The sequence below is a fragment of the Streptomyces sp. NPDC007025 genome (assembly GCF_042869455.1).
Taxonomy (GTDB): domain Bacteria; phylum Actinomycetota; class Actinomycetes; order Streptomycetales; family Streptomycetaceae; genus Streptomyces.
Map to the genome: position 1 here is coordinate 211,982 of NZ_JBIAFT010000004.1, position 18,473 is coordinate 230,454.

Annotated in this window: 15 protein-coding genes; 4 read left to right on the forward strand and 11 right to left on the reverse strand. The window is 72.2% G+C overall.

The features are described 5' to 3' along the window. Positions 1-19 precede the first annotated feature (19 nt). The 6 genes from ACFYMO_RS09725 to iolC all read right to left on the reverse strand — a co-directional run bounded on the left by ACFYMO_RS09725 (position 20) and on the right by iolC (position 8,934). The gene (locus ACFYMO_RS09725) at positions 20-2,332 is read right to left on the reverse strand and encodes an FUSC family protein (protein WP_366769793.1); all 2,313 of its coding nucleotides are present in this window, start codon (positions 2,330-2,332) and stop codon (positions 20-22) included. A 175-nt stretch (positions 2,333-2,507) separates the two neighbouring features. After that, positions 2,508-4,004 carry a CoA-acylating methylmalonate-semialdehyde dehydrogenase gene (locus tag ACFYMO_RS09730; protein WP_366769792.1) on the reverse strand — a complete coding sequence of 499 codons (1,497 nt, stop codon included), beginning with the start codon at positions 4,002-4,004 and terminating at the stop codon, positions 2,508-2,510. A gap of 93 nt (positions 4,005-4,097) precedes the next feature. Next, positions 4,098-5,993, reverse strand: a complete 1,896-nt coding sequence (gene iolD / locus ACFYMO_RS09735) for a 3D-(3,5/4)-trihydroxycyclohexane-1,2-dione acylhydrolase (decyclizing) (protein WP_366769791.1) — start codon at positions 5,991-5,993, stop codon at positions 4,098-4,100. Continuing rightward, complete coding sequence (gene iolB / locus ACFYMO_RS09740; RefSeq protein WP_366769790.1) at positions 5,990-6,922, reverse strand: 5-deoxy-glucuronate isomerase; 933 nt, start codon at positions 6,920-6,922, stop codon at positions 5,990-5,992. Before iolB ends, iolD begins: the two co-directional genes overlap by 4 nt. 16 nt (positions 6,923-6,938) lie before the next feature. Further along, positions 6,939-7,826 carry a deoxyribose-phosphate aldolase gene (locus ACFYMO_RS09745; RefSeq protein ID WP_366769789.1) on the reverse strand — a complete coding sequence of 296 codons (888 nt, stop codon included), beginning with the start codon at positions 7,824-7,826 and terminating at the stop codon, positions 6,939-6,941. Between the two features lie 124 nt (positions 7,827-7,950). Next, entirely contained in the window at positions 7,951-8,934 is a 984-nt protein-coding gene (iolC, locus tag ACFYMO_RS09750) for a 5-dehydro-2-deoxygluconokinase (RefSeq protein ID WP_366769788.1), read from the reverse strand. A gap of 277 nt (positions 8,935-9,211) precedes the next feature. Here iolC and ACFYMO_RS09755 point away from each other — a divergent pair, with 277 nt between their 5' ends. Together ACFYMO_RS09755 and ACFYMO_RS09760 are read left to right on the forward strand one after the other, a co-directional pair. After that, positions 9,212-10,135, forward strand: a complete 924-nt coding sequence (locus ACFYMO_RS09755) for a sugar phosphate isomerase/epimerase (protein ID WP_366769787.1) — start codon at positions 9,212-9,214, stop codon at positions 10,133-10,135. A 143-nt stretch (positions 10,136-10,278) separates the two neighbouring features. After that, positions 10,279-10,473, forward strand: a complete 195-nt coding sequence (locus ACFYMO_RS09760; protein ID WP_070033377.1) for an AlpA family transcriptional regulator — start codon at positions 10,279-10,281, stop codon at positions 10,471-10,473. 213 nt (positions 10,474-10,686) lie between these two features. On the opposite strand, the gene ACFYMO_RS09765 is transcribed toward ACFYMO_RS09760, so the two are convergent. Further along, positions 10,687-11,445, reverse strand: coding sequence for an SDR family oxidoreductase (locus tag ACFYMO_RS09765; protein WP_366769786.1), 759 nt, complete (start codon positions 11,443-11,445; stop codon positions 10,687-10,689). Positions 11,446-11,594: 149 nt separating this feature from the next. Between ACFYMO_RS09765 and ACFYMO_RS09770 the strand changes: the two genes are divergently transcribed. Beyond that, complete coding sequence (locus ACFYMO_RS09770) at positions 11,595-12,248, forward strand: TetR/AcrR family transcriptional regulator (protein ID WP_366769785.1); 654 nt, start codon at positions 11,595-11,597, stop codon at positions 12,246-12,248. 38 nt (positions 12,249-12,286) lie between these two features. Here the strand turns inward: ACFYMO_RS09770 and ACFYMO_RS09775 are convergent, their stop codons facing one another. Further along, entirely contained in the window at positions 12,287-12,478 is a 192-nt protein-coding gene (locus tag ACFYMO_RS09775; protein WP_366769784.1) for a hypothetical protein, read from the reverse strand. Between the two features lie 44 nt (positions 12,479-12,522). Further along, a complete protein-coding gene (locus tag ACFYMO_RS09780; protein ID WP_366769783.1) occupies positions 12,523-13,428 on the reverse strand; it encodes a VTT domain-containing protein in 906 nt (301 codons plus the stop codon). Between the two features lie 283 nt (positions 13,429-13,711). Between ACFYMO_RS09780 and ACFYMO_RS09785 the strand changes: the two genes are divergently transcribed. Beyond that, positions 13,712-13,930 (forward strand): heavy-metal-associated domain-containing protein, encoded by a 219-nt coding sequence (locus tag ACFYMO_RS09785; RefSeq protein WP_019357117.1) that lies wholly within the window; start codon positions 13,712-13,714, stop codon positions 13,928-13,930. A 486-nt stretch (positions 13,931-14,416) separates the two neighbouring features. On the opposite strand, the gene ACFYMO_RS09790 is transcribed toward ACFYMO_RS09785, so the two are convergent. Both ACFYMO_RS09790 and ACFYMO_RS09795 read right to left on the reverse strand, forming a co-directional pair. Then, on the reverse strand, positions 14,417-15,733 hold the full coding sequence (locus ACFYMO_RS09790) for a citrate synthase (protein ID WP_366769782.1): 1,317 nt from the start codon (positions 15,731-15,733) through the stop codon (positions 14,417-14,419). Between the two features lie 149 nt (positions 15,734-15,882). Further along, positions 15,883-18,135 carry an ATP-dependent RecD-like DNA helicase gene (locus ACFYMO_RS09795; protein ID WP_366769781.1) on the reverse strand — a complete coding sequence of 751 codons (2,253 nt, stop codon included), beginning with the start codon at positions 18,133-18,135 and terminating at the stop codon, positions 15,883-15,885. Positions 18,136-18,473 lie beyond the last annotated feature (338 nt).

Consider the following 18,473-nt stretch of genomic DNA (forward strand, 5'->3'; position numbering starts at 1 on the left):
GCACCCCTGGAACGGAAGCTCAGGACTTCTTCGGGGCTGTCGCCTGGGTGAGGTCGTCCAGGGCGTCGGTGAGGAGTTCGGCCGTGCGCAGGGCCACCGGCGGCGGGTGGTCGGCCTCCTCCCACCAGCGGGCCAGGGCCTGGTGGACGCGCTTCCACTCCAGGGGTTCGCTCTCCCGGACGGCGGTGACCGCGGCGGACATGTCGGTGGCCACCGCCGCGGAGAAGTCGGCGGCGGCGCTGTCGGGGCGGGCGTCCGGGCCGGGGAGGTGGGCCTCCAGCAGCATGCAGGCGCGGCCCATGGTGACCAGCGCGGACTGGGCGTCGCTGGCGGAGCGGCGGGAGAGGCGGCCGCGGTGGCGGACGGGTTCGGCCTCGGCGCGGCTGAGGGTCTGCTCCCAGTTCTGCCGGGCCGCCCGGGTGTCCAGCAGTGCTTCGCGCACCTGGCGGGGCGCGTGCGCGGCGGGCTGCGCGAAGGCGTCGAGCACGGCGATGGCGTACCGGCCGGTGGCGGCCAGCCAGTCGGCGAGCCGGTCGCGCAGCAGCGGGGTGTGCCAGGCGGGGAAGAGTGCGTAGCTGAGCATGGCGAGCAGTCCGCCGAGCGCGGTGAGTCCGGCGCGTTCGTAGGCGGTCTGGTACCAGTCGGTGCCCAGGATGCCGAGCAGGAAGATCACGTATGCGCCGGTGCAGACGGAGGCGATGACGTATCCGGTGCTCAGCAGCAGGTAGAGGAAGCCGACGCTGAGCACGGCGAGCCCGGCACTGAGGTAGGGGCCGGGTCCGGCCAGGGCCATCACGGTGCCCGCGATGGCGACGCCGACGAAGGTGCCGACGGCGCGGCCGATGCCGCGTTCGTAGGTGCGGGAGAAGTCCGGCCGCAGCACCATGACGGCGGTCAGCGGCACCCAGTAGCCGTGTGCGGGTGGCAGGGCTCGGCCGATCAGGAAGCCGACCGAGACGACGGCGCTGACGCGCAGCGCGTGCCGCAGGATCAGCGACTTCCAGTGGAGTTCGCGGCGCAGGGTGCGCAGCGCGACCGGCACCAGCCCGGCGAGGGTGGGCATGTGCAGATGGCGGTGGCGGGCGAGCGCGTGCCCGGCGGCGGGGGTGTGCTTGCCGCCGGCGGCCTTGCGGCGGGTGCTCGCGGCGTCCCGGGCCTCGGCCTCCTCGGCGGCCACCTCGTCCGGGTCGGGGCCGTAGGGGCCGTCCAGGCTGGCGTCCGCTTCGGGGTGCTGGTCGGGGAAGCCGCGGCGGCGGCCCTCGCGGTCGGCCACGTGCCAGGTGACGCGGGCCAGTACCCCGCCGCGGGTGACCTCCACGGGTTCCTGCGCCGCTTCCACCGCGTCGTCCGTGAGGGCGATGAGGCGCAGGGCAGCGCGTCGTGCGGGGCCGCTGAGGACGGGGCCGCTCTTGGGCACCTGGAGGACGTCCAGGGCCTGGTCGGGCAGTCGGACGCGTTGGCCGCGCCGGATGGCGCGCGCGGAGGCGTCCAGCACGGTCGCGGCGGCGGCCAGGAGTTCGCGTACCCGGTCCCGTTCGGGCCCCACCATCGGGGCGCCGCCGACCACCGGGTCGGCGAGGGAGGCCAGCACGGGGCGGAAGCGCTCGGCCATGGCCCGGTAGCCGTGCAACTGGCGTGGCCTGCGGCGGGCCTGACGCGGGGTGACGGCGGCGGCGCTGCGGGCCTGGATGAGCGGTTCGGGGTCGAAGGGCGCCATCGGGTCGTGGCGGAGCCGCCGCGCGTAGTCGGCGACGGCGGCCAGCGCGTCGGCGAGGGTGTCGCGGTGTGCGCCCCAGGGCCGTACGGGGAACAGCACGATCAGTCCGGCCTGCACCACACCGCCCATGGCGATGAGCGCGGCGTGGTTGAGCGCGCCCAGGGTGCTGGTGGGCAGGTGGACGGTGATCAGCATCACGGAGATGTTGAAGGCGGCCACCACGCCGGAGGTGGGGCCGATGCCCCAGGCCATCCCGGCCAGGAAGGCCCACAGGGCCAGCAGCAGCACGAACGCCCAGGGCATGCCGATCAGCAGGTAGCCGAGGAAGGTGGAGACTGCCAGGCCGGTCGAGGCCGCCAGCGCCAGTACGGGCCGGGGCCGCCAGCTCCGCTGGAAGGTGGCGATACCGGAGGCGAAGGCGCCGAAGGCGCTGGAGACGGCCAGTTGCGGGGTGCCGATCAGCAGCGCCAGTCCGACGACCAGTCCGACGCCGCACGCGCCGCGTACCGCGGTCAGCGGTGTCAGCGAGGCGCGCTCCACGCTGAGTCCGGAGCGCGCGGTGTCCTTCAGCGCCCGGAGCCAGGGCAGTGGTGCGGCCTTCAAGTACCCGAGCATGCGATCGACCCTACCGAAGGCGAACGTCCTGGTGACGCAGCCGGACGGGGGCGGGAACCCGCCGCGCCGCACGGTGCCGGGTCCGGCCGCCGGGCGGCGGCCGGACCGGTTCCGCGGACTCCCGCCGGTGCGGCGGGAGGTGGCCTCCCGGGCCGCAGGGGATACCGGGGAGGCGTCAGTGGTTGCTGGGGAAGCCGAGGTTGATGCCGCCGCTGTCGGCGGGGTCGGGCCAGCGGGTGGTGACGACCTTGCCGCGGGTGTAGAACTGCACGCCGTCGTTGCCGTAGATGTGCAGGTCGCCGAAGAGGCTCTGCTTCCAGCCGCCGAAGGAGTGGTATCCGACCGGCACCGGGATGGGCACGTTGACGCCCACCATTCCGGCCTCCACCTCCAGTTGGAAGCGGCGGGCCGCGCCGCCGTCCCGGGTGAAGACGGCGGCGCCGTTGCCCCACTTGCTGGCGTTGATCAACGCGAGGCCCTCGTCGTAGGTCTCGGCGCGCACCACGCACAGCACCGGGCCGAAGATCTCGTCGTCGTAGGCGGCCATGCCGGGCCGGACGTCGTCCAGCAGCGAGACGCCGAGGAAGAAGCCCTCCGGACGGTCCTCGACCCGGAAGCCGGTGCCGTCCACGACGACCTTCGCGCCCTGGTCGGCGGCGCCGGCCACATAGGAGGCGACCTTGTCGCGGTGCTCGCGGGTGATGAGCGGGCCCATCTCACTGGCCGGGTCGTCGCCGGGGCCGATGCGCAGCGCCGCGGCCCGCTCGGCGATCTTGGCGACCAGTTCGTCACCGGTTCCTCCGACGGCGACGACGACGGAGACGGCCATGCACCGCTCGCCGGCCGAGCCGTAGGCGGCGTTGATGGCGTTGTCCGCCGCGTGGTCGAGGTCGGCGTCGGGGAGCACCATCATGTGGTTCTTGGCGCCGCCGAGGGCCTGCACCCGCTTGCCGTGGGCGGTGGCCTCGGCCTGGATGTGCCGGGCGATGGGGGTGGAGCCGACGAAGGAGACCGCGGCCACGTCCGGGTGGGACAGCAGGCGGTCGACGGCCGTCTTGTCGCCGTTGACGACGTTGAGCACGCCCTCGGGCAGCCCGGCCTCGGCGGCCAGTTCGGCGAGCCGGTAGCCGGCCGAGGGGTCCTTCTCGCTGGGCTTGAGGACGAAGGTGTTCCCGCAGGCGATGGCCAGCGGGAACATCCACATCGGCACCATCGCGGGGAAGTTGAACGGGGTGATGCCCGCGACCACGCCGACCGGCTGCCGGATGGAGGAGACGTCCACCCGGGTGGAGACCTGGGTGGACAGCTCGCCCTTGAGCTTCTCCGGGATGCCGCAGGCCAGCTCCAGGATCTCCATGCCGCGGGCGACCTCGCCCAGCGCGTCGGAGTGCACCTTGCCGTGCTCGGCCGTGATCAGCGCGGCGATCTCGTCGCGCCGCGCGTCCAGCAGCTCGCGGTACTTGAACAGGAAGGCGGTGCGCCGGGCCAGCGAGGACTGCGACCACTCGGAGTAGGCGGCGGCCGCGGCGGCGACCGCCGCGTCCACTTCCTGGACGGAAGCGAGCGCGACCTGGGTGGGCTGCGCGCCCGTGGCGGGGTCGTAGACGGGGCCGACGTTGCCGGAGGTGGACTCCACCGGCTTGTTGCCGATCCAGTGGCCGAGGGTCTTCATGGGGACGGGACCTTTCATGGTGCGGGTGAGGGAGCAGGGGCGCGGGTGCCGCGGCGCGGGTGCCGCGGCGCGGGTGCCGGTGCCGGCGCGCGGTCACAGATACCGCCCCCGGTCGGCGCGTTGCCGTTCGTACTCCGCGCGGGCCCGGCGCGCGGCCGGGCGCTGCGAGGTCTCGGCGACGGCGACGTCCCACCACGCCTGCGGCCCGGGGGCGGGGACGGCCGGGTCCGGGTCGGTCTCGACGTAAACGCAGGTGGGCCGGTCGGAGGCGCGCGCCGCGGCCAGCGCCTCGCGGAGCTCGTCGCAGGTGGCGGCCCGGTGCACCTCCATGCCGAGCGAGGCGGCGTTGGCGGCCAGGTCGACGGGGAGCGGCGCGCCGGTGTAGCCGCCGTCCTCGTCCCGGAACCGGTAGGCGGTGCCGAAGCGTTCGCCGCCGGTCTGCTCGGACAGGCCGCCGATGGAGGCGTAGCCGTGGTTCTGCACCAGGACGACGTTGATGTCGATGCCCTCCTGGACCGCGGTGACGAGCTCGGTGGGCAGCATCAGATACGTGCCGTCGCCCACCAGCGCCCACACCGGGCACTCCGGTGCCGCCAGCCGGACACCGAGCGCCGCGGGAATCTCGTAGCCCATGCAGGAGAAGCCGTACTCGACGTGGTACTGGCGCGGGGAGCGGGCCCGCCACAGCTTGTGCAGGTCCCCGGGCATCGACCCGGCGGCGTTGATGACGACGTCCTCTTCCCCGACGACGGAGTCCAGGGCGCCGAGCACCTGGGTCTGCGAGGGCCGGGCCGGCGCGTCCGGCGGGCTCGGCGCGAACGCCTCGGTGACGGTGCGTTCCCACTCCTGCCTGCCGCGCCCGTACTCGGCCTCGTAGTCGGGCGAGACCCGGTGCCCGCGCAGGGCGCCGGTGAGCGCCTCCAGCGCGGCGCGCGCGTCGGCGACGACGGCGGTCGCGCCGAGCTTGTGCCCGTCGAAGGCGGTGATGTTGAGGTTGAGGAAGCGCACGGTGGACGGGAAGAGGGTGTGGGAGGCGGTGGTGAAGTCGGTGTACCGGGTGCCGACCCCGATCACCAGATCGGCGGTGCGGGCAAGCTCGTCGGCGACGGCGGTGCCGGTGTGGCCGACGCCGCCCACCTCGCAGGGGTGGTCGTGCCGCAGGGAGCCCTTGCCCGCCTGGGTGGCGGCCACCGGGATGCCGGTCACGTCGGCGAAGGCCCGCAGCGCGTCCTCGGCCTCGCTGTGGTGGACGCCGCCGCCCGCGATCAGGAGCGGCCGCCGGGCGCCGCGGACGGCCTCGGCCGCCGCGGCGAGCGCCTCGGGTTCGGGGACCGGGCGCGGCACCCGCCAGACGCGCTCGGCGAAGAACTCCTCGGGCCAGTCGTACGCCTCGGTCTGCACGTCCTGCGGCAGCGCGAGGGTGACGGCGCCGGTCTCGACGGGGTCGGCGAGCACCCGCACGGCCTGGAGCGCGGCCGGGATCAGTGCCTCGGGGCGCAGCACCCGGTCGAAGTAGCGGGAGACGGGGCGCAGTACGTCGTTGACCGAGACGTCACCCGCGTACGGCACCTCCAGCTGCTGGAGGACCGGGTCGGGGGCGCGGCCGGCGAAGACGTCGCCGGGCAGCAGCAGGACGGGCAGCCGGTTGACGGTGGCCAGCGCGGCGCCGGTGGTCAGGTTGGTGGCCCCGGGGCCGATGGAGGTGGTGACGGCCTGCGCCGAGAGGCGGTTGCGCTGACGGGCGAAGCCGACGGCGGCGTGCACCATCGCCTGTTCGTTGCGGCCCTGGTGGAAGGGGAGCGGCGCTTCTTTCGAGGACCAGCCCTGTCCGCTCTCCACAAGGGCCTGGCCGAGCCCGGCGACGTTGCCGTGTCCGAAGATGCCCCAGCAGGCGTCGATCAGCCGGTGCCGCTGCCCGTCGCGTTCGGTGTGCTGGGCGGCGAGGAAGCGCACGAGGGCCTGTGCGACGGTCAGCCTGACGGTCGTCATCGCTCGCCCTCCTCGTTCTGCGCAGCACCGCGCGATTCTGCGGAATCCTTCGCTTCATACAGTGGAAGCCTTGGATCCATAGGCGATTCGCTCCAGGCGCCACGAATCCACGCGTGATCTGGATGGTCGCAGATAAGCCACGCGCGATCCACCCCCGGGCCCGCCATCACGTTCAGGTAGTACATGTCGTGACCCGGCGCCGCCATGGAGGGCCCGTGCCAGCCGTCCGGGATGAGCACCGCGTCCCCGCCGCGCACCTCGGCCAGCACGTCGGTGCCCCGGCCGCGGCCGCTGGGGGTAACCCGCTGGTAGCCCAGGCCCTCGGTGGCGCCGTGCGGGGCGATCTCGTAGTAGTAGATCTCCTCCAGCGCGCTCTCCGCGCCGGCCCGCTCCTCGTCGTGCTTGTGCGGCGGGTAGGAGGACCAGTTGCCGCCCGGGGTGAGGACTTCGACGGCGATGAGCCGGTCGGCCTCGAACACGCCCGCTGCGGCGAAGTTGTTCACCTGCCGCGAGCAGGTGCCGCTGCCGCGCAGTTCCACGGGCACGTCCTCGGCGGCGCCGTAGCGCACCGGCAGCCGCCGTTCGCAGCGCGCCCCGGTGAGCGCGAACCGGCCGCCCGCCGCGCTGCTGATCTCCACCTCGGTGTCGCGCGGGACATAGGCGAAGTCGCTGACGGCGGCGAAGACGCTCTCCCGGCCGCGCAGTTCCAGGGTGTGCCCGTCGGCCCGCACGGTGCAGCCGCCGCTGAGCGGCAGCACGATCCACTCGCTCGGGCCGGTCGCGAACGTGTGCCCGGCGCCCGGGGCCAGCTCCAGCACCCGCAGCGACGAGTAGCCCCACTCGGCGCTCTCCGGGCTGACGGCGAGCGAGTACGGGCCCGAGGCGGCGCTGCCCGCCCGCAGATGGAAACCCGAGCTGGTGTCTGTCATCTCCTTGCAGCCCCTTTCAGAGCAGTCCGACGGCGGTGTCCACGGCCGCGCCGACGTCGCCGCCGGCCGGGTAGAGCAGAGAGCGCCCGACGACCAGTCCCCGCACGGTCGGCAGGCCGAGTGCCTTGCGCCACTTCTCATAGGCGCCTTCCTGGTCGCCGTGCACCTCTCCGCCGAGCAGCACGACGGGCAGCGTGGAGGCCCCGCACACCCGCGCCATGTCCTCCGGGTCGTCGGTGACCGGCAGTTTGAGCCAGGTGTAGGCGGAGGTGCCGCCCAGCCCGGAGGCGATGGCGACCGAGCGCGCGACGGCCGGGCCGCGGAGGTCGTTGACGACCCGGCCGCCGCTGCGGGTGCTCAGGAACGGCTCCACGAACACCGGCAGCCGGTGCGCCGCCATGTCGTCGACGGCGCGGGCCGCGGAGTGCAGCGTGCGCAGCGAACCGGGGTCCTGGAGGTCGATCCGCAGCAGCAGCTTGCCGCCGTCGAAGCGGGCCCGGGCCAGGTCCTCGGCGCGGTGCCCGGTGAAGCGGTCGTCCAGCTCGAAGGAGGCGCCGGCCAGTCCGCCGCGGTTCATGGAGCCGAGCACCACCTTGTCCTCCAGGGCGCCGAGCAGCAGCAGGTCCTCCAGGATGTCCGCGGAGGCCAGCACCCCGTCGACGCCGGGCCGGGAGAGCGCCAGGACGAGCCGCTCCAGCAGGTCGGCGCGGTCGGCCATGGCCAGCTCGTCACTGCCGACGCCCAGCGCGCCGCGGGCGGGGTGGTCCGCGGCGACGATCATCAGCCGGGAGCCGTCCCGCACCAGCGGCCGGCGCCTGCGGCGCGCCGCGGCCTCGGCGATGGCCTCCGGATGCCGGGTCCGTAGGGCCGCCAGCTCGGAGATGCTGACACTGCTGGGGGTCAAGGGTGACTCTCTTTCGGGCGTCGGGGGTGCGGGACGGGCGCGGGTGCGGGGTGCCGCCGTACCGCCGGGGAGGGTGCGCCCGTGCCCGCCCGGTCAGGCACGTGGCCCTGCGGACGGGTGGCCGTCAGGCGCGCAGCAGCTCTTCGACCTCGGGCGCGGCGGGCATGGCCGAGGAGCAGGCCAGGCGGGCGGCGACGAGGGCGCCGGCGGCGTTGGCGTACCGCATCGTGTACTCCGGCTCCCAGCCGGAGAGCAGCCCGTGGCAGAGCGCGCCGCCGAACGCGTCGCCCGCGCCGAGGCCGTTGACGACCTCCACCGGGTGCGGGGGCACCTCGACGGCGGTGCCGTCCGCGTGCACGGCCAGCACCCCCTTCGGGCCCTGTTTGACGACGGCCAGTTCGACTCCGGCGGCGAGCAGCGCCTCGGCGCAGGCGTGCGGCTCGCGGATTCCGGTGGCCACCTCGCACTCGGCGAGGTTGCCGACGGCGACGGTGGCGTGCGCGAGGGCCTGCCGGTAGTGGGGCCGCGCCTGTTCGGCCGCCTCCTCCTCGGTGAGCGGACCGGCCGCGCCCGCGCCCCAGAACATCGGCCGCCAGTCCAGGTCGAGGACGGTGGCGACCGCGTCGTCCCGGCCGGGCGCCCGGGCGGCGAGCGCGGCGAGGGTGGCGGCCCGGCTGGGTTCCACGCACAGCCCGGTGCCGGTCGCCCAGAAGACGGCGGCGCCGGTGACACCCGCCAGGTCGAGCTCCCCGGTGCGGATCTCCAGGTCGGGCGCCTTGGGCCGGCGGTAGAAGTAGAGCGGGAAGTCGTCCGGCGGGAAGATCTCGCAGAACGTCACCGGGGTGGGGTACTGCGCCACGGGCGTCACCCAGCGGTCGTCCACGCCGAAGCCGCGCAGCGCCTCGTGGCAGTAGACGCCGAACGGGTCGTCGCCGGTGCGGGTGATGACCGCGGCGGAGCGGCCGAGCCGGGCCGCCGCGACGGCGACGTTGGTCGCGGAGCCGCCGAGGAACTTGCCGAAGCTCTCCACGTGCTGGAGCGGGACGCCGCTCTGGAGGGGGTAGAGGTCCACCCCGATGCGGCCCATGGTCAGTACGTCGTGCGGCATGCCCGGATCGTGCGGCGCGCGCGGCTGCGGCTCGGTCATCTCTCCGGTGCCTCTCTTCCCTCGCCGGTCGGGTGGTGGCCCGCGGTGTGCGCAGGTGCCCGGCTCATCGTCCGTCGCGGTGCCGACCAGTGTCAATAATTTGTCCTTACATATTGACGTCGAGGCGCACCGGCGGGTGCACACCGGAGCCCGCGACGGCCGGACGACTTCGGCAGGATGAAGCGTTGTCCTGACAAACTCTTGACCGGGCTCCTCCGGACCGGATTGGCTCTGGGCCATGACTGGCACTTCCGCCCCCTCCTCCCCCTCCCTCGACCGCATCCGGGTCGGCTCGGCGCCCGACTCCTGGGGCGTGTGGTTTCCCGACGACCCTCAGCAGGTGCCCTGGCAGCGCTTCCTGGACGAGGTGGCGCAGGCGGGCTACCACTGGATCGAACTCGGCCCCTACGGCTATCTCCCGACCGATCCGGCCCGGCTGGCCGACGAGGTCGCCGCACGCGACCTGAAGGTCTCCGCCGGCACGGTCTTCACCTCCCTGCACCGGGGACCGGACGTCTGGGACGAGACCTGGGCCCACGTCTCCCAGGTCGCCGAACTCACCCGCGCCATGGGAGCCGGCCACCTCGTGGTCATCCCGTCCTTCTGGCGCGACGACCGGACGGCCGAACTGATCGAGCCCGCCGAACTGACCGCCGGGCAGTGGCGGCACCTCGCCGAGGGCACCGAGCGGCTGGCGCGGGAGGTCGGCGAGAAGTACGGGCTGCGCATCGCCGTGCACCCGCACGCCGACACCCACATCGACACCGAGGAACACGTCGTCCGCTTCCTCGACGCCACCGACTCCGGACTGGTCAGCCTCTGCCTGGACACCGGGCACTACGCCTACTGCGGCGGCGACAGCGTCGAGTTGATCGAACGCTACGGCGAGCGGATCGACTACCTGCACCTCAAGCAGGTGGACCCGGAGATCCTCGCCGACGTCGTCCGGGAGGGGACCCCCTTCGGACCCGCGGTGCGCCGCGGGGTGATGTGTGAACCCCCCGGGGGTGTGCCGGAGCTGGAGCCCGTCCTGACCGCGGCCCAGAACCTGGGCGTGGACCTGTTCGCCATCGTCGAGCAGGACATGTACCCGTGCCCGCCGGACCAGCCCTTCCCCATCGCCGAACGCACCCGCCGGTTCCTGCGCAGTTGCGGGGCATAGCACCGGACGACAGCCGCGTCACCAATGTCACCGTTTCACGGGTTCGGTGTCACAGCGCCGCACAGCGCCCGGCCCAGGGTCACTCTCCGTCGTTCACCAGGCACAGGCCGAGTGATCACCAGTCACCCTGGGAGGTGCGAGAGATGGCCGACCGAACCCTCTGGTCGTACAAGGAGATCGCCGCGCACATCAGCGTGCGACCGGACACCGTGCGCTCCTACCGGAAACACGGCCTGCTACCGCCACCCGACCTCGTGGAAGGAGGCAAGCCGTACTGGTACGCGGACACCGTCCGCGACTGGGTGACCCGCAGGCCGGGGCACCGCGGCGGCCACTGACGCGGCTCCGGCCGCCACTTCGGGCACGGCGCCCGGAGCACCGGCCGGAGCACCAGCACTCCGGGGCGGCACCACAGGTGCCGCCCCGGCCGACGTCCGGGGCCCGGCCACCTGTGCCGGACGCGACGGCAGCGGACCCGGAGCCACCCGGCACGGCTGGGAGTGAGCCGGGGCTGTCGCTGCCTGCGCCGCTGCAGGCCGTCGCCTGGCCGCTCAGAGGAGGGCGCCGCCGGAGACCTCAAGGCGCTGGGCGGTGACCCAGCGCAGGCCCTCGGAGGCCAGCGTGGCGATGGCGTCGCCGATCTCCTCAGGTTCGCCGACGCGGCCGAGCGCGGTCTGTCCGGCCAGACCCTGGCGCATCTCGGTGTCGTCCCGCATCGCACCACCGTTGAAATCGGTGGCGGTCGGCCCCGGGGCGATGGAGTTGACCCGGATTCCGCGCGGGCCGAGTTCCGCGGCGAGGGTGCGGCTCAAGGCTTCGACGGCGGCCTTCGAGGCGGAGTAGACCGAGGTGGCGGGGCTGGTGTGGCGGGTCAGTGACGTCGAGACGTTGATGACGCGGCCGCCTTGGGCCAGCAGCGGCACAAGTGACTGGATGAGGAAGAACGTGCCCCGGACGTTGGTGCCCATCACCGTGTCGAAGTCGTCGACCGTGACGTCCTCCAGCGTCCCGAAGAGCCCCACTCCCGCATTGTTGACCAAGATGTCGAGCCGCGAAGCATCCCAGCGCTCCAACTGCTCGCTCAGTTCGGAGACGAAGGACGCGAAAGCGGAGACGTCGCTGATGTCGAGCCGGAGAACAGCGGCAGTCCCACCCACCGCCTGCACCTGTTCCACCGTCTTCTCGGCCCCGGCCGCATCACCGCGGTGGGTGACCAGGACCCGCACCCCGCATGTGGCCAGAGCGATGGCCGCGCCACGTCCGATGCCGCGATTCGCACCGGTGACCAAAGCGATCTTGTTGATCGTCATGAACTGTTCCTCCACCGCACGGCTACCGGCATTCATCCGAGCGCCACAGATAGGATACGAGTCACTCGACTCACCTTTCTCTCGCACCATAAGCAGGACCATTGAGGCGAGTCAAGTGACTCGCCTCGGGTCTGCGGCATACTGTCCCCATGGCAGCAGAACTCTCCGCACACCACCGCAGACTCGCTCAGCAGAAACGCGAGGCGATCACCACCGCGGCCACAGAGCTGTTCCTGGACCGCGGCTACGACGGCACCTCACTGGCCCGGATCGCCGAAGCGGCCGGGGTCTCGAAGTCCACCCTGTTCAAGCGGTTCCCCACCAAAGCGGCCCTCTTCGAGGCCATCGTCACCGAGTCCTGGCAGCGGGACGCCGGCGATACCGCCGCGCAGCCACAGCCCGGAGATCTGCGCTCCGGGCTGACAACCATCGGCAACCGCTATGCCGACCTGGTCGGCCAGCCCGGCATGACAGCCCTGTTCCGGATCGTCATCGCCGAACTGCCTCGTTTCCCCGAACTGGGACGGATGCAGTTCGAGCTCGGCAAACTGCCCTACTTCACCTCCGTTCAGCACTACCTGGAATCCGAGCACGAGGCGGGCAACGCCGATGTGCCGGACGCGGTGAGCGCCGCAAACCAGTTCCTCGGCATGATCGCCAACTACGTCCTGTGGCCCCGCATGCTGCTGACCGACTGGAACCCCGCCGCCTCCGACATCCATGACGCCGTCGAACAGGCCGTCCAGACCATGCTCGCCAGATACACCCCGGATCGCCGGCCTGACCCGAAGCCGGAACGTTGACGCCGGCGCGCAATGCTCGGCATTCGCGACGCCTCCACTCAGCCGACCTGGAGCCTGCCGGGCGGGCCGCGCCCGACGAGGGGACGACCGTACGGCGCGGCCGGGGGTACACCCTGCACGTCAGCGCCGTCCCCGCCGTGCACCATCAGCTCCTTGCCCGCTGTCAGCCGCCCGACGGCGGCCAGGGCGTCCCGGCTGTTCCGGCCCAGCGCAAAGCCCGTCGCGCGCACGGGACCGCGTCAGCACGCTCGCGCCGATCAGAGCATGATCATTGTCAGCGCCAACGGCTGTACCGATGTTCCCTGAAGCCGGGATCGGCAGGGTTGGCTGCGGACAGACAACCCTGCCCTGGGGCCGGCTCGGGCACGGCGGGCAACGGATCGGGCGGGGCGGGCGGCGACAACCGACCGGACCGCGAGAGCACGGACAACCGACCGGACGACGGCGACGGCAACGGCGGCCGCCCACCGGACCAGGAGAGCACCGGCAGCCCACCGGACGGGGGCGGCGCCGGCAACCCACCGAACCGGGAAGGCGGCGACAGCAGCGGCAGCGGCGGCCGACCGAATCGGGAGGGCGGCCGGGGCGGACCCGACGGGAGCTCGGGCCGGTGCGGCCCCGGCCGGGCGGGTGCCCGCCGCCGGAGCAGCCGCTGCACCGCCCCGGCGGCTGCGGCCAGCACCGCCGAGGCGCCGATTCCGATCAGCGCACCGGACAGCGTCCCGGCGAGCGCCCGTCCGCCCCAGTAGCCGACTCCGACCGAGTAGACCGCCCAGAGCAGTTCCGCCAGGCCGGAGCCGAGCAGGAAGCGGCGTACCGGATAGCCGACCGCTCCGGTGGCCAGCCCGCCGACGACCCGTCCGCTGGGCAGGAAGCGGACGGCGATCACGAACGGCACCCCGTACCGGCCGACGCGCTCCTGGGTCCACTCCAGCGCGGCCCGGCGGCGGCCACGGGAGAGCCGACGGCGAAGCCGCGCCCCGGTGCGCCGCCCGAGCCCGTACATCAGCGCGTCCCCGGCCAGGGCGCTGCCCGCCACGGTCAGCAGCACCAGCGGCAGCGGGATCCGGCCCGTCGCCGCCAGCGCCCCGGCCGCCGCGATCAGCGCGGAGTTGGGCACCAGCGGCGGCAGGGTCGTCAGCCCCACCACGGCGAGCGTCATCAGCAGCGCGCCGTCCATGCCGACCACCTGCCTTCCACCGAGCACCCACGGCGGGCGTGCCCCTGCCGGACGCGGCGGCCGACGGCTCCGAGAGCCCGCACGCACGCCACTGCCGGCCCGGGGCCACTGGGGGCCGGGGGCCGGAGCGGCTCCGGGAGCACGCTTTGGTGGATACCCTGCGGGGGTATATCGTCTGTTCCGCGGACACCGCCGGGAGGGCCGACCCTCCGACGCTGCCCGCACCGGGAGCCCGCGCCGGGTTCCCGCGGAGAAATGCGTACCGAGAGTTGAGGAGCGGGTCATGAGCAGCGTCACGACCACCTACAAGGTTTCCGGAATGACCTGCGGCCACTGCGAGGGCGCGGTCTCCGAGGAGATCTCCCGGATCGAGGGCGTCTCGGCAGTGCAGGCCGTGGCCGCCTCCGGCGAGGTCGCCGTCACCTCCTCCGGCGAGCTGGACGACACCGCCGTGCGCGACGCCGTCGACGAGGCCGGGTACGAGCTGGTGGGCCGGGCCTGACACCGGCCGGGCACCGGCTCGCGGGCATCGGCCTGTCTCCAGTATCGACCCGCACCGCGCCCGGCGCAGTACGGCCGTCAGACAGCCCGGCACCCCGAACGGCAGAAAGCGCCCCGCCGACCAGGTCCCCCCACGGGCCCGTCGACGGGGCGCTTCCGATTCCCGGTCATGGATTCCCCCCACGGGATCCTGGCCGGGCGCCTCTGGGTGTCCGTGCTGCGGGAGGGCCGCTCAAGCTCCCCGCGCACGTTCACCGTTTCTTCACTCCCCATCCGTCCCCCAAGACAGATGTGAAGCAGTGGCGAAGGCTCCGCCGGGAGGCCGACGCCACCCGGTTAGACCTACGAGCCCCGCTTATGGTTACCCCCTAATTTCTGTGACCTACGTCTCTTCGTCAATCCGCACAAACGGAAGGTCCCCATCCGTTCGGATGGGGACCTTCCGTTTGTGCCGGTGTCAGGAGCCGGATGTGTACGCCTCCGCGGCTCAGCGCGCCTCGACCGGAACGTACTCGCGCTCGACGATGCCGGTGTAGATCTGCCGCGGTCGGCCGATCCGCGAGTTCGGCTCCTTGATCATCTCGTGCCACTGGGCGATCCAGCCCGGCAGCCGGCCGAGCGCGAACAGCACCGTGAACATGCTGGTCGGGAAGCCCATGGCGCGGTAGATCAGGCCGGTGTAGAAGTCCACGTTCGGGTAGAGCTTGCGCTCGACGAAGTAGTCGTCGGAGAGCGCGTGCTCCTCCAGGCGGAGCGCGATGTCCAGCAGCTCATCGCTCTTGCCCAGCGCCGAGAGCACATCGTGGGCGGCCGACTTGATGATCTTCGCCCGGGGGTCGAAGTTCTTGTAGACGCGGTGGCCGAAGCCCATGAGCTTGACGCCGTCTTCCTTGTTCTTCACCTTGCGGATGAAGGTGTCGACGTCGCCGCCCGAGGCCTGGATGCCCTGGAGCATCTCCAGCACACTCTGGTTGGCGCCGCCGTGCAGCGGACCCCAGAGGGCGTTGATACCGGCCGAGACCGAGGCGAACATGTTCGCCTGCGAGGAGCCGACCAGGCGCACGGTGGAGGTCGAGCAGTTCTGCTCGTGGTCCGCGTGCAGGATCAGCAGCTTGTCCAGGGCGTTGACCACGACCGGGTCCAGTGCGTACTCCTGCGCCGGGACCGAGAAGGTCATCCGCAGGAAGTTCTCGACATAGCCGAGGTCGTTGCTCGGGTAGACGACCGGGTGGCCGATGGCCTTCTTGTACGCGTAGGCGGCGATCGTGGGCAGCTTCGCCAGCAGCCTTATGGTCGAGAGGTGCCGCTGCTCCTCGTCGAAGGGGTTGTGGCTGTCCTGGTAGAACGTCGACAGCGCGCTGACCACCGAGGAGAGCATCGCCATCGGGTGCGCGTCGCGCGGGAAGCCGTCGTAGAACCGCTTGACGTCCTCGTGCAGCAGGGTGTGCTGCGTGATCTCGTTCTTGAACGCGCTCAACTCGTCGACGGTGGGCAGCTCACCGTTGATGAGCAGGTAGGCCGTCTCCAGGAAGGTGCCGCGCTCGGCGAGCTGCTCGATCGGATAGCCGCGGTAGCGCAGGATGCCCTGCTCACCGTCGAGGAAGGTGATGCCCGATTTGTAGGCGGCGGTGTTGCCGTATCCCGAGTCCAGGGTCACCAGACCGGTCTGGGCGCGCAGCTTGCCGATGTCGAAGCCACGGTCGCCCACCGTGCTGTCGACGACCGGGTAGCTGTACTCGCCGTCCCCGTAGCGGAGTACTACGGAGTTCTCGCTGTCGCGGTGTTCGCTCACGTCATCCCTCACCGACGTAGTGCCTCTTCTTCGAGGTGCCCTGACTCTTTCCACTCTCCCTTATCCAGCGCTGTGCGGTGCACTGGGGGTCAGCCAGAGGGCTCCATGGTGGCACGGAGTGCCGTCCATCTGGACATGGTGCACCCTCTTGGCCGTCATGGTCACCCCCCGGCGCCCATCCCGCCTCCCGGAACCGGCGCGGAGGCGCGCAGCCGGTGGTCGAGCGCCGTGCACCGGCGCCCCGCCGAGGCGGTGCGGACGGCCTGTCCGAGGGCTCTGCGGGACCCCACCAGCACCACCAGCCGCTTGGCTCTCGTCACGGCCGTGTAGAGCAGATTCCGCTGGAGCATCATCCAGGCACCCGTGGTGACCGGGATCACTACCGCCGGGTACTCACTGCCCTGCGAGCGGTGGATGGTCATCGCATAGGCGTGGGACAGCTCGTCCAGCTCGTCGAAGTCGTACCCGACCTCCTCGTCCTCGTCCGTCAGCACGGTGAGCCGGTGGTCGTCCGGGTGCAGCGCGGTGACCACCCCGATGGTGCCGTTGAAGACGCCGTTCGCACCCTTCTCGTAGTTGTTGCGGATCTGGGTGACCTTGTCGCCCACCCGGAAGACCCGCCCCCCGAACCGCTTCTCCGGCAGGTCGGGCCGGGCCGGGGTGACGGCCTGCTGGAGCAGGCCGTTCAGCGCCCCGGCGCCGGCCGGGCCGCGGTGCATGGGGGCGAGCACCTGCACATCGCGGCGCGGGTCCAGCCCGAACTTCGCCGGGACGCGCCGGGCCGCCACGTCCACCGTCAGCAGCCCGGCGGCCTCGGTGTCCTCCTCCACGAAGAAGAAGAAATCCGCCAGACCCCGGGTGAGCGGAGGAGTGCCGGAGTTGATGCGGTGCGCGTTGGTCACCACACCGGACTGCTGGGCCTGGCGGAAGATCCGGCGCAGCCGCACCGCCGGGACCGGACCGCCCTCGGCCAGCAGGTCGCGCAGCACCTCACCGGCGCCCACCGAGGGGAGCTGGTCCACATCCCCGACGAGCAGCAGATGCGCACCCGGCGGGACGGCCTTGATCAGTTTGTTGGCGAGCAGCAGATCGAGCATGGACGCCTCGTCGACCACCACGAGGTCGGCCTCCAGCGGGCGGTCCCGGTCGTAGGCCGCGTCCCCGCCGGGCTTCAGCTCCAGCAGCCGGTGGACCGTGGACGCTTCGGCGCCGGTCAGCTCGGCCAGCCGTTTGGCGGCCCGGCCGGTGGGCGCGGCGAGCACCACCCGGGCCTCCTTGGCACGGGCCAGCTCGACCACCGAGCGCACCGTGAAGGACTTGCCGCACCCCGGCCCCCCGGTCAGCACCGCGACCCGGCTGGTGAGCGCGAGCCGCACCGCCTCCTCCTGTTCGGGTGCCAGCCGGGCGCCGGTGCGCCGGGCCAGCCAGCCCAGGGCCGCCTCCCAGTCGACGTCCTGGAACCACGGCAGCCGGTCCTCGGGGGTGCGGGCCAGCCGCTTGAGCTGCGCCGCCAGGGCCACCTCGGCGCGCTGGAAGGGGACGAGGTAGACGGCGGTCAGGCTGTGCTCCTGCTGCTCCGGGTCGGGCACCGGTTCGCGGACGACCCCGCCCTCCTCGTCCCCCGCGAGTGCGCCGAGGCAGTCGATGACCAGGCCCGTGTCCACCTGGAGGAGCTTGACCGCCTCGGCGATGAGCCGCTCCTCGGGCAGATAGCAGTGGCCCTGGTCGGAGGATTGCGAAAGGGCGTGCCGCAGCCCCGCCTTGACCCGTTCGGGACTGTCGTGCGGGATGCCGACCGCCTGCGCGATGCGGTCGGCGGTCAGGAAGCCGATGCCCCACACGTCGGCCGCCAGCCGGTAGGGGTTGCCACGCACCACGGAGATGGACGCGTCGCCGTACTGCTTGTAGATGCGCACCGCGATGGAGGTCGAGACGCCCACACCCTGGAGGAAGACCATCACCTCCTTGATCGCCTTCTGCTCCTCCCAGGCCGCGGCGATCAGTCCGGTGCGCTTGGGGCCGAGACCGGGCACCTCGATGAGCCTGCCCGCGTCGGCCTCGATGACCTCCAGCGTGTCGACGCCGAAGTGGCTGACGATCCGGTCCGCGATGCGCGGCCCGACGCCCTTGACCAGGCCCGAGCCCAGATAGCGCCGGATGCCCTGGACGGTGGCCGGGAGCACCGTGACGTAGTTGTCCACATGGAACTGGCGTCCGTACTGCGGGTGGGAACCCCAGCGGCCTTCCATGCGCAGCGACTCCCCCGCCTGGGCGCCGAGCAACGCACCCACGACCGTCAGCAGTTCGCCGGCGCCGCGGCCGGTGTCGACCCGGGCCACGGTGTACCCGTTGTCCTCATTGGCGTAGGTGATGCGCTCTAGTACCCCTTCGAGCACCGCAGGCTGGAACGTCATGTCACCGACGGTAGCCTCGCGGACCGACACCGGGGCGACCCTGTGGACAACTCCGCGACCCCTTCCGGAACTGTCCGCACGGCCACCGCAGTTGCGTCTGCACGCGCATCATCACGATCCTGCATCGTCGATGTCCTCAACTTGCATCACCATGCGCACATCACTTTCCATTACCGATGTAATCGTTTCCATGCGCAGCACGGCGCCTCCTGGTACACCGGTGCGCGTCGGGAAGCACTTCGCACCGTTCCGGACCGGAGGCCAGCACGGCTCCCCGCCACCGGAACCCCGACCGCTCTTCCCCTCTCCCCGCCCGACACCGCGCCGACGCGGCGTCC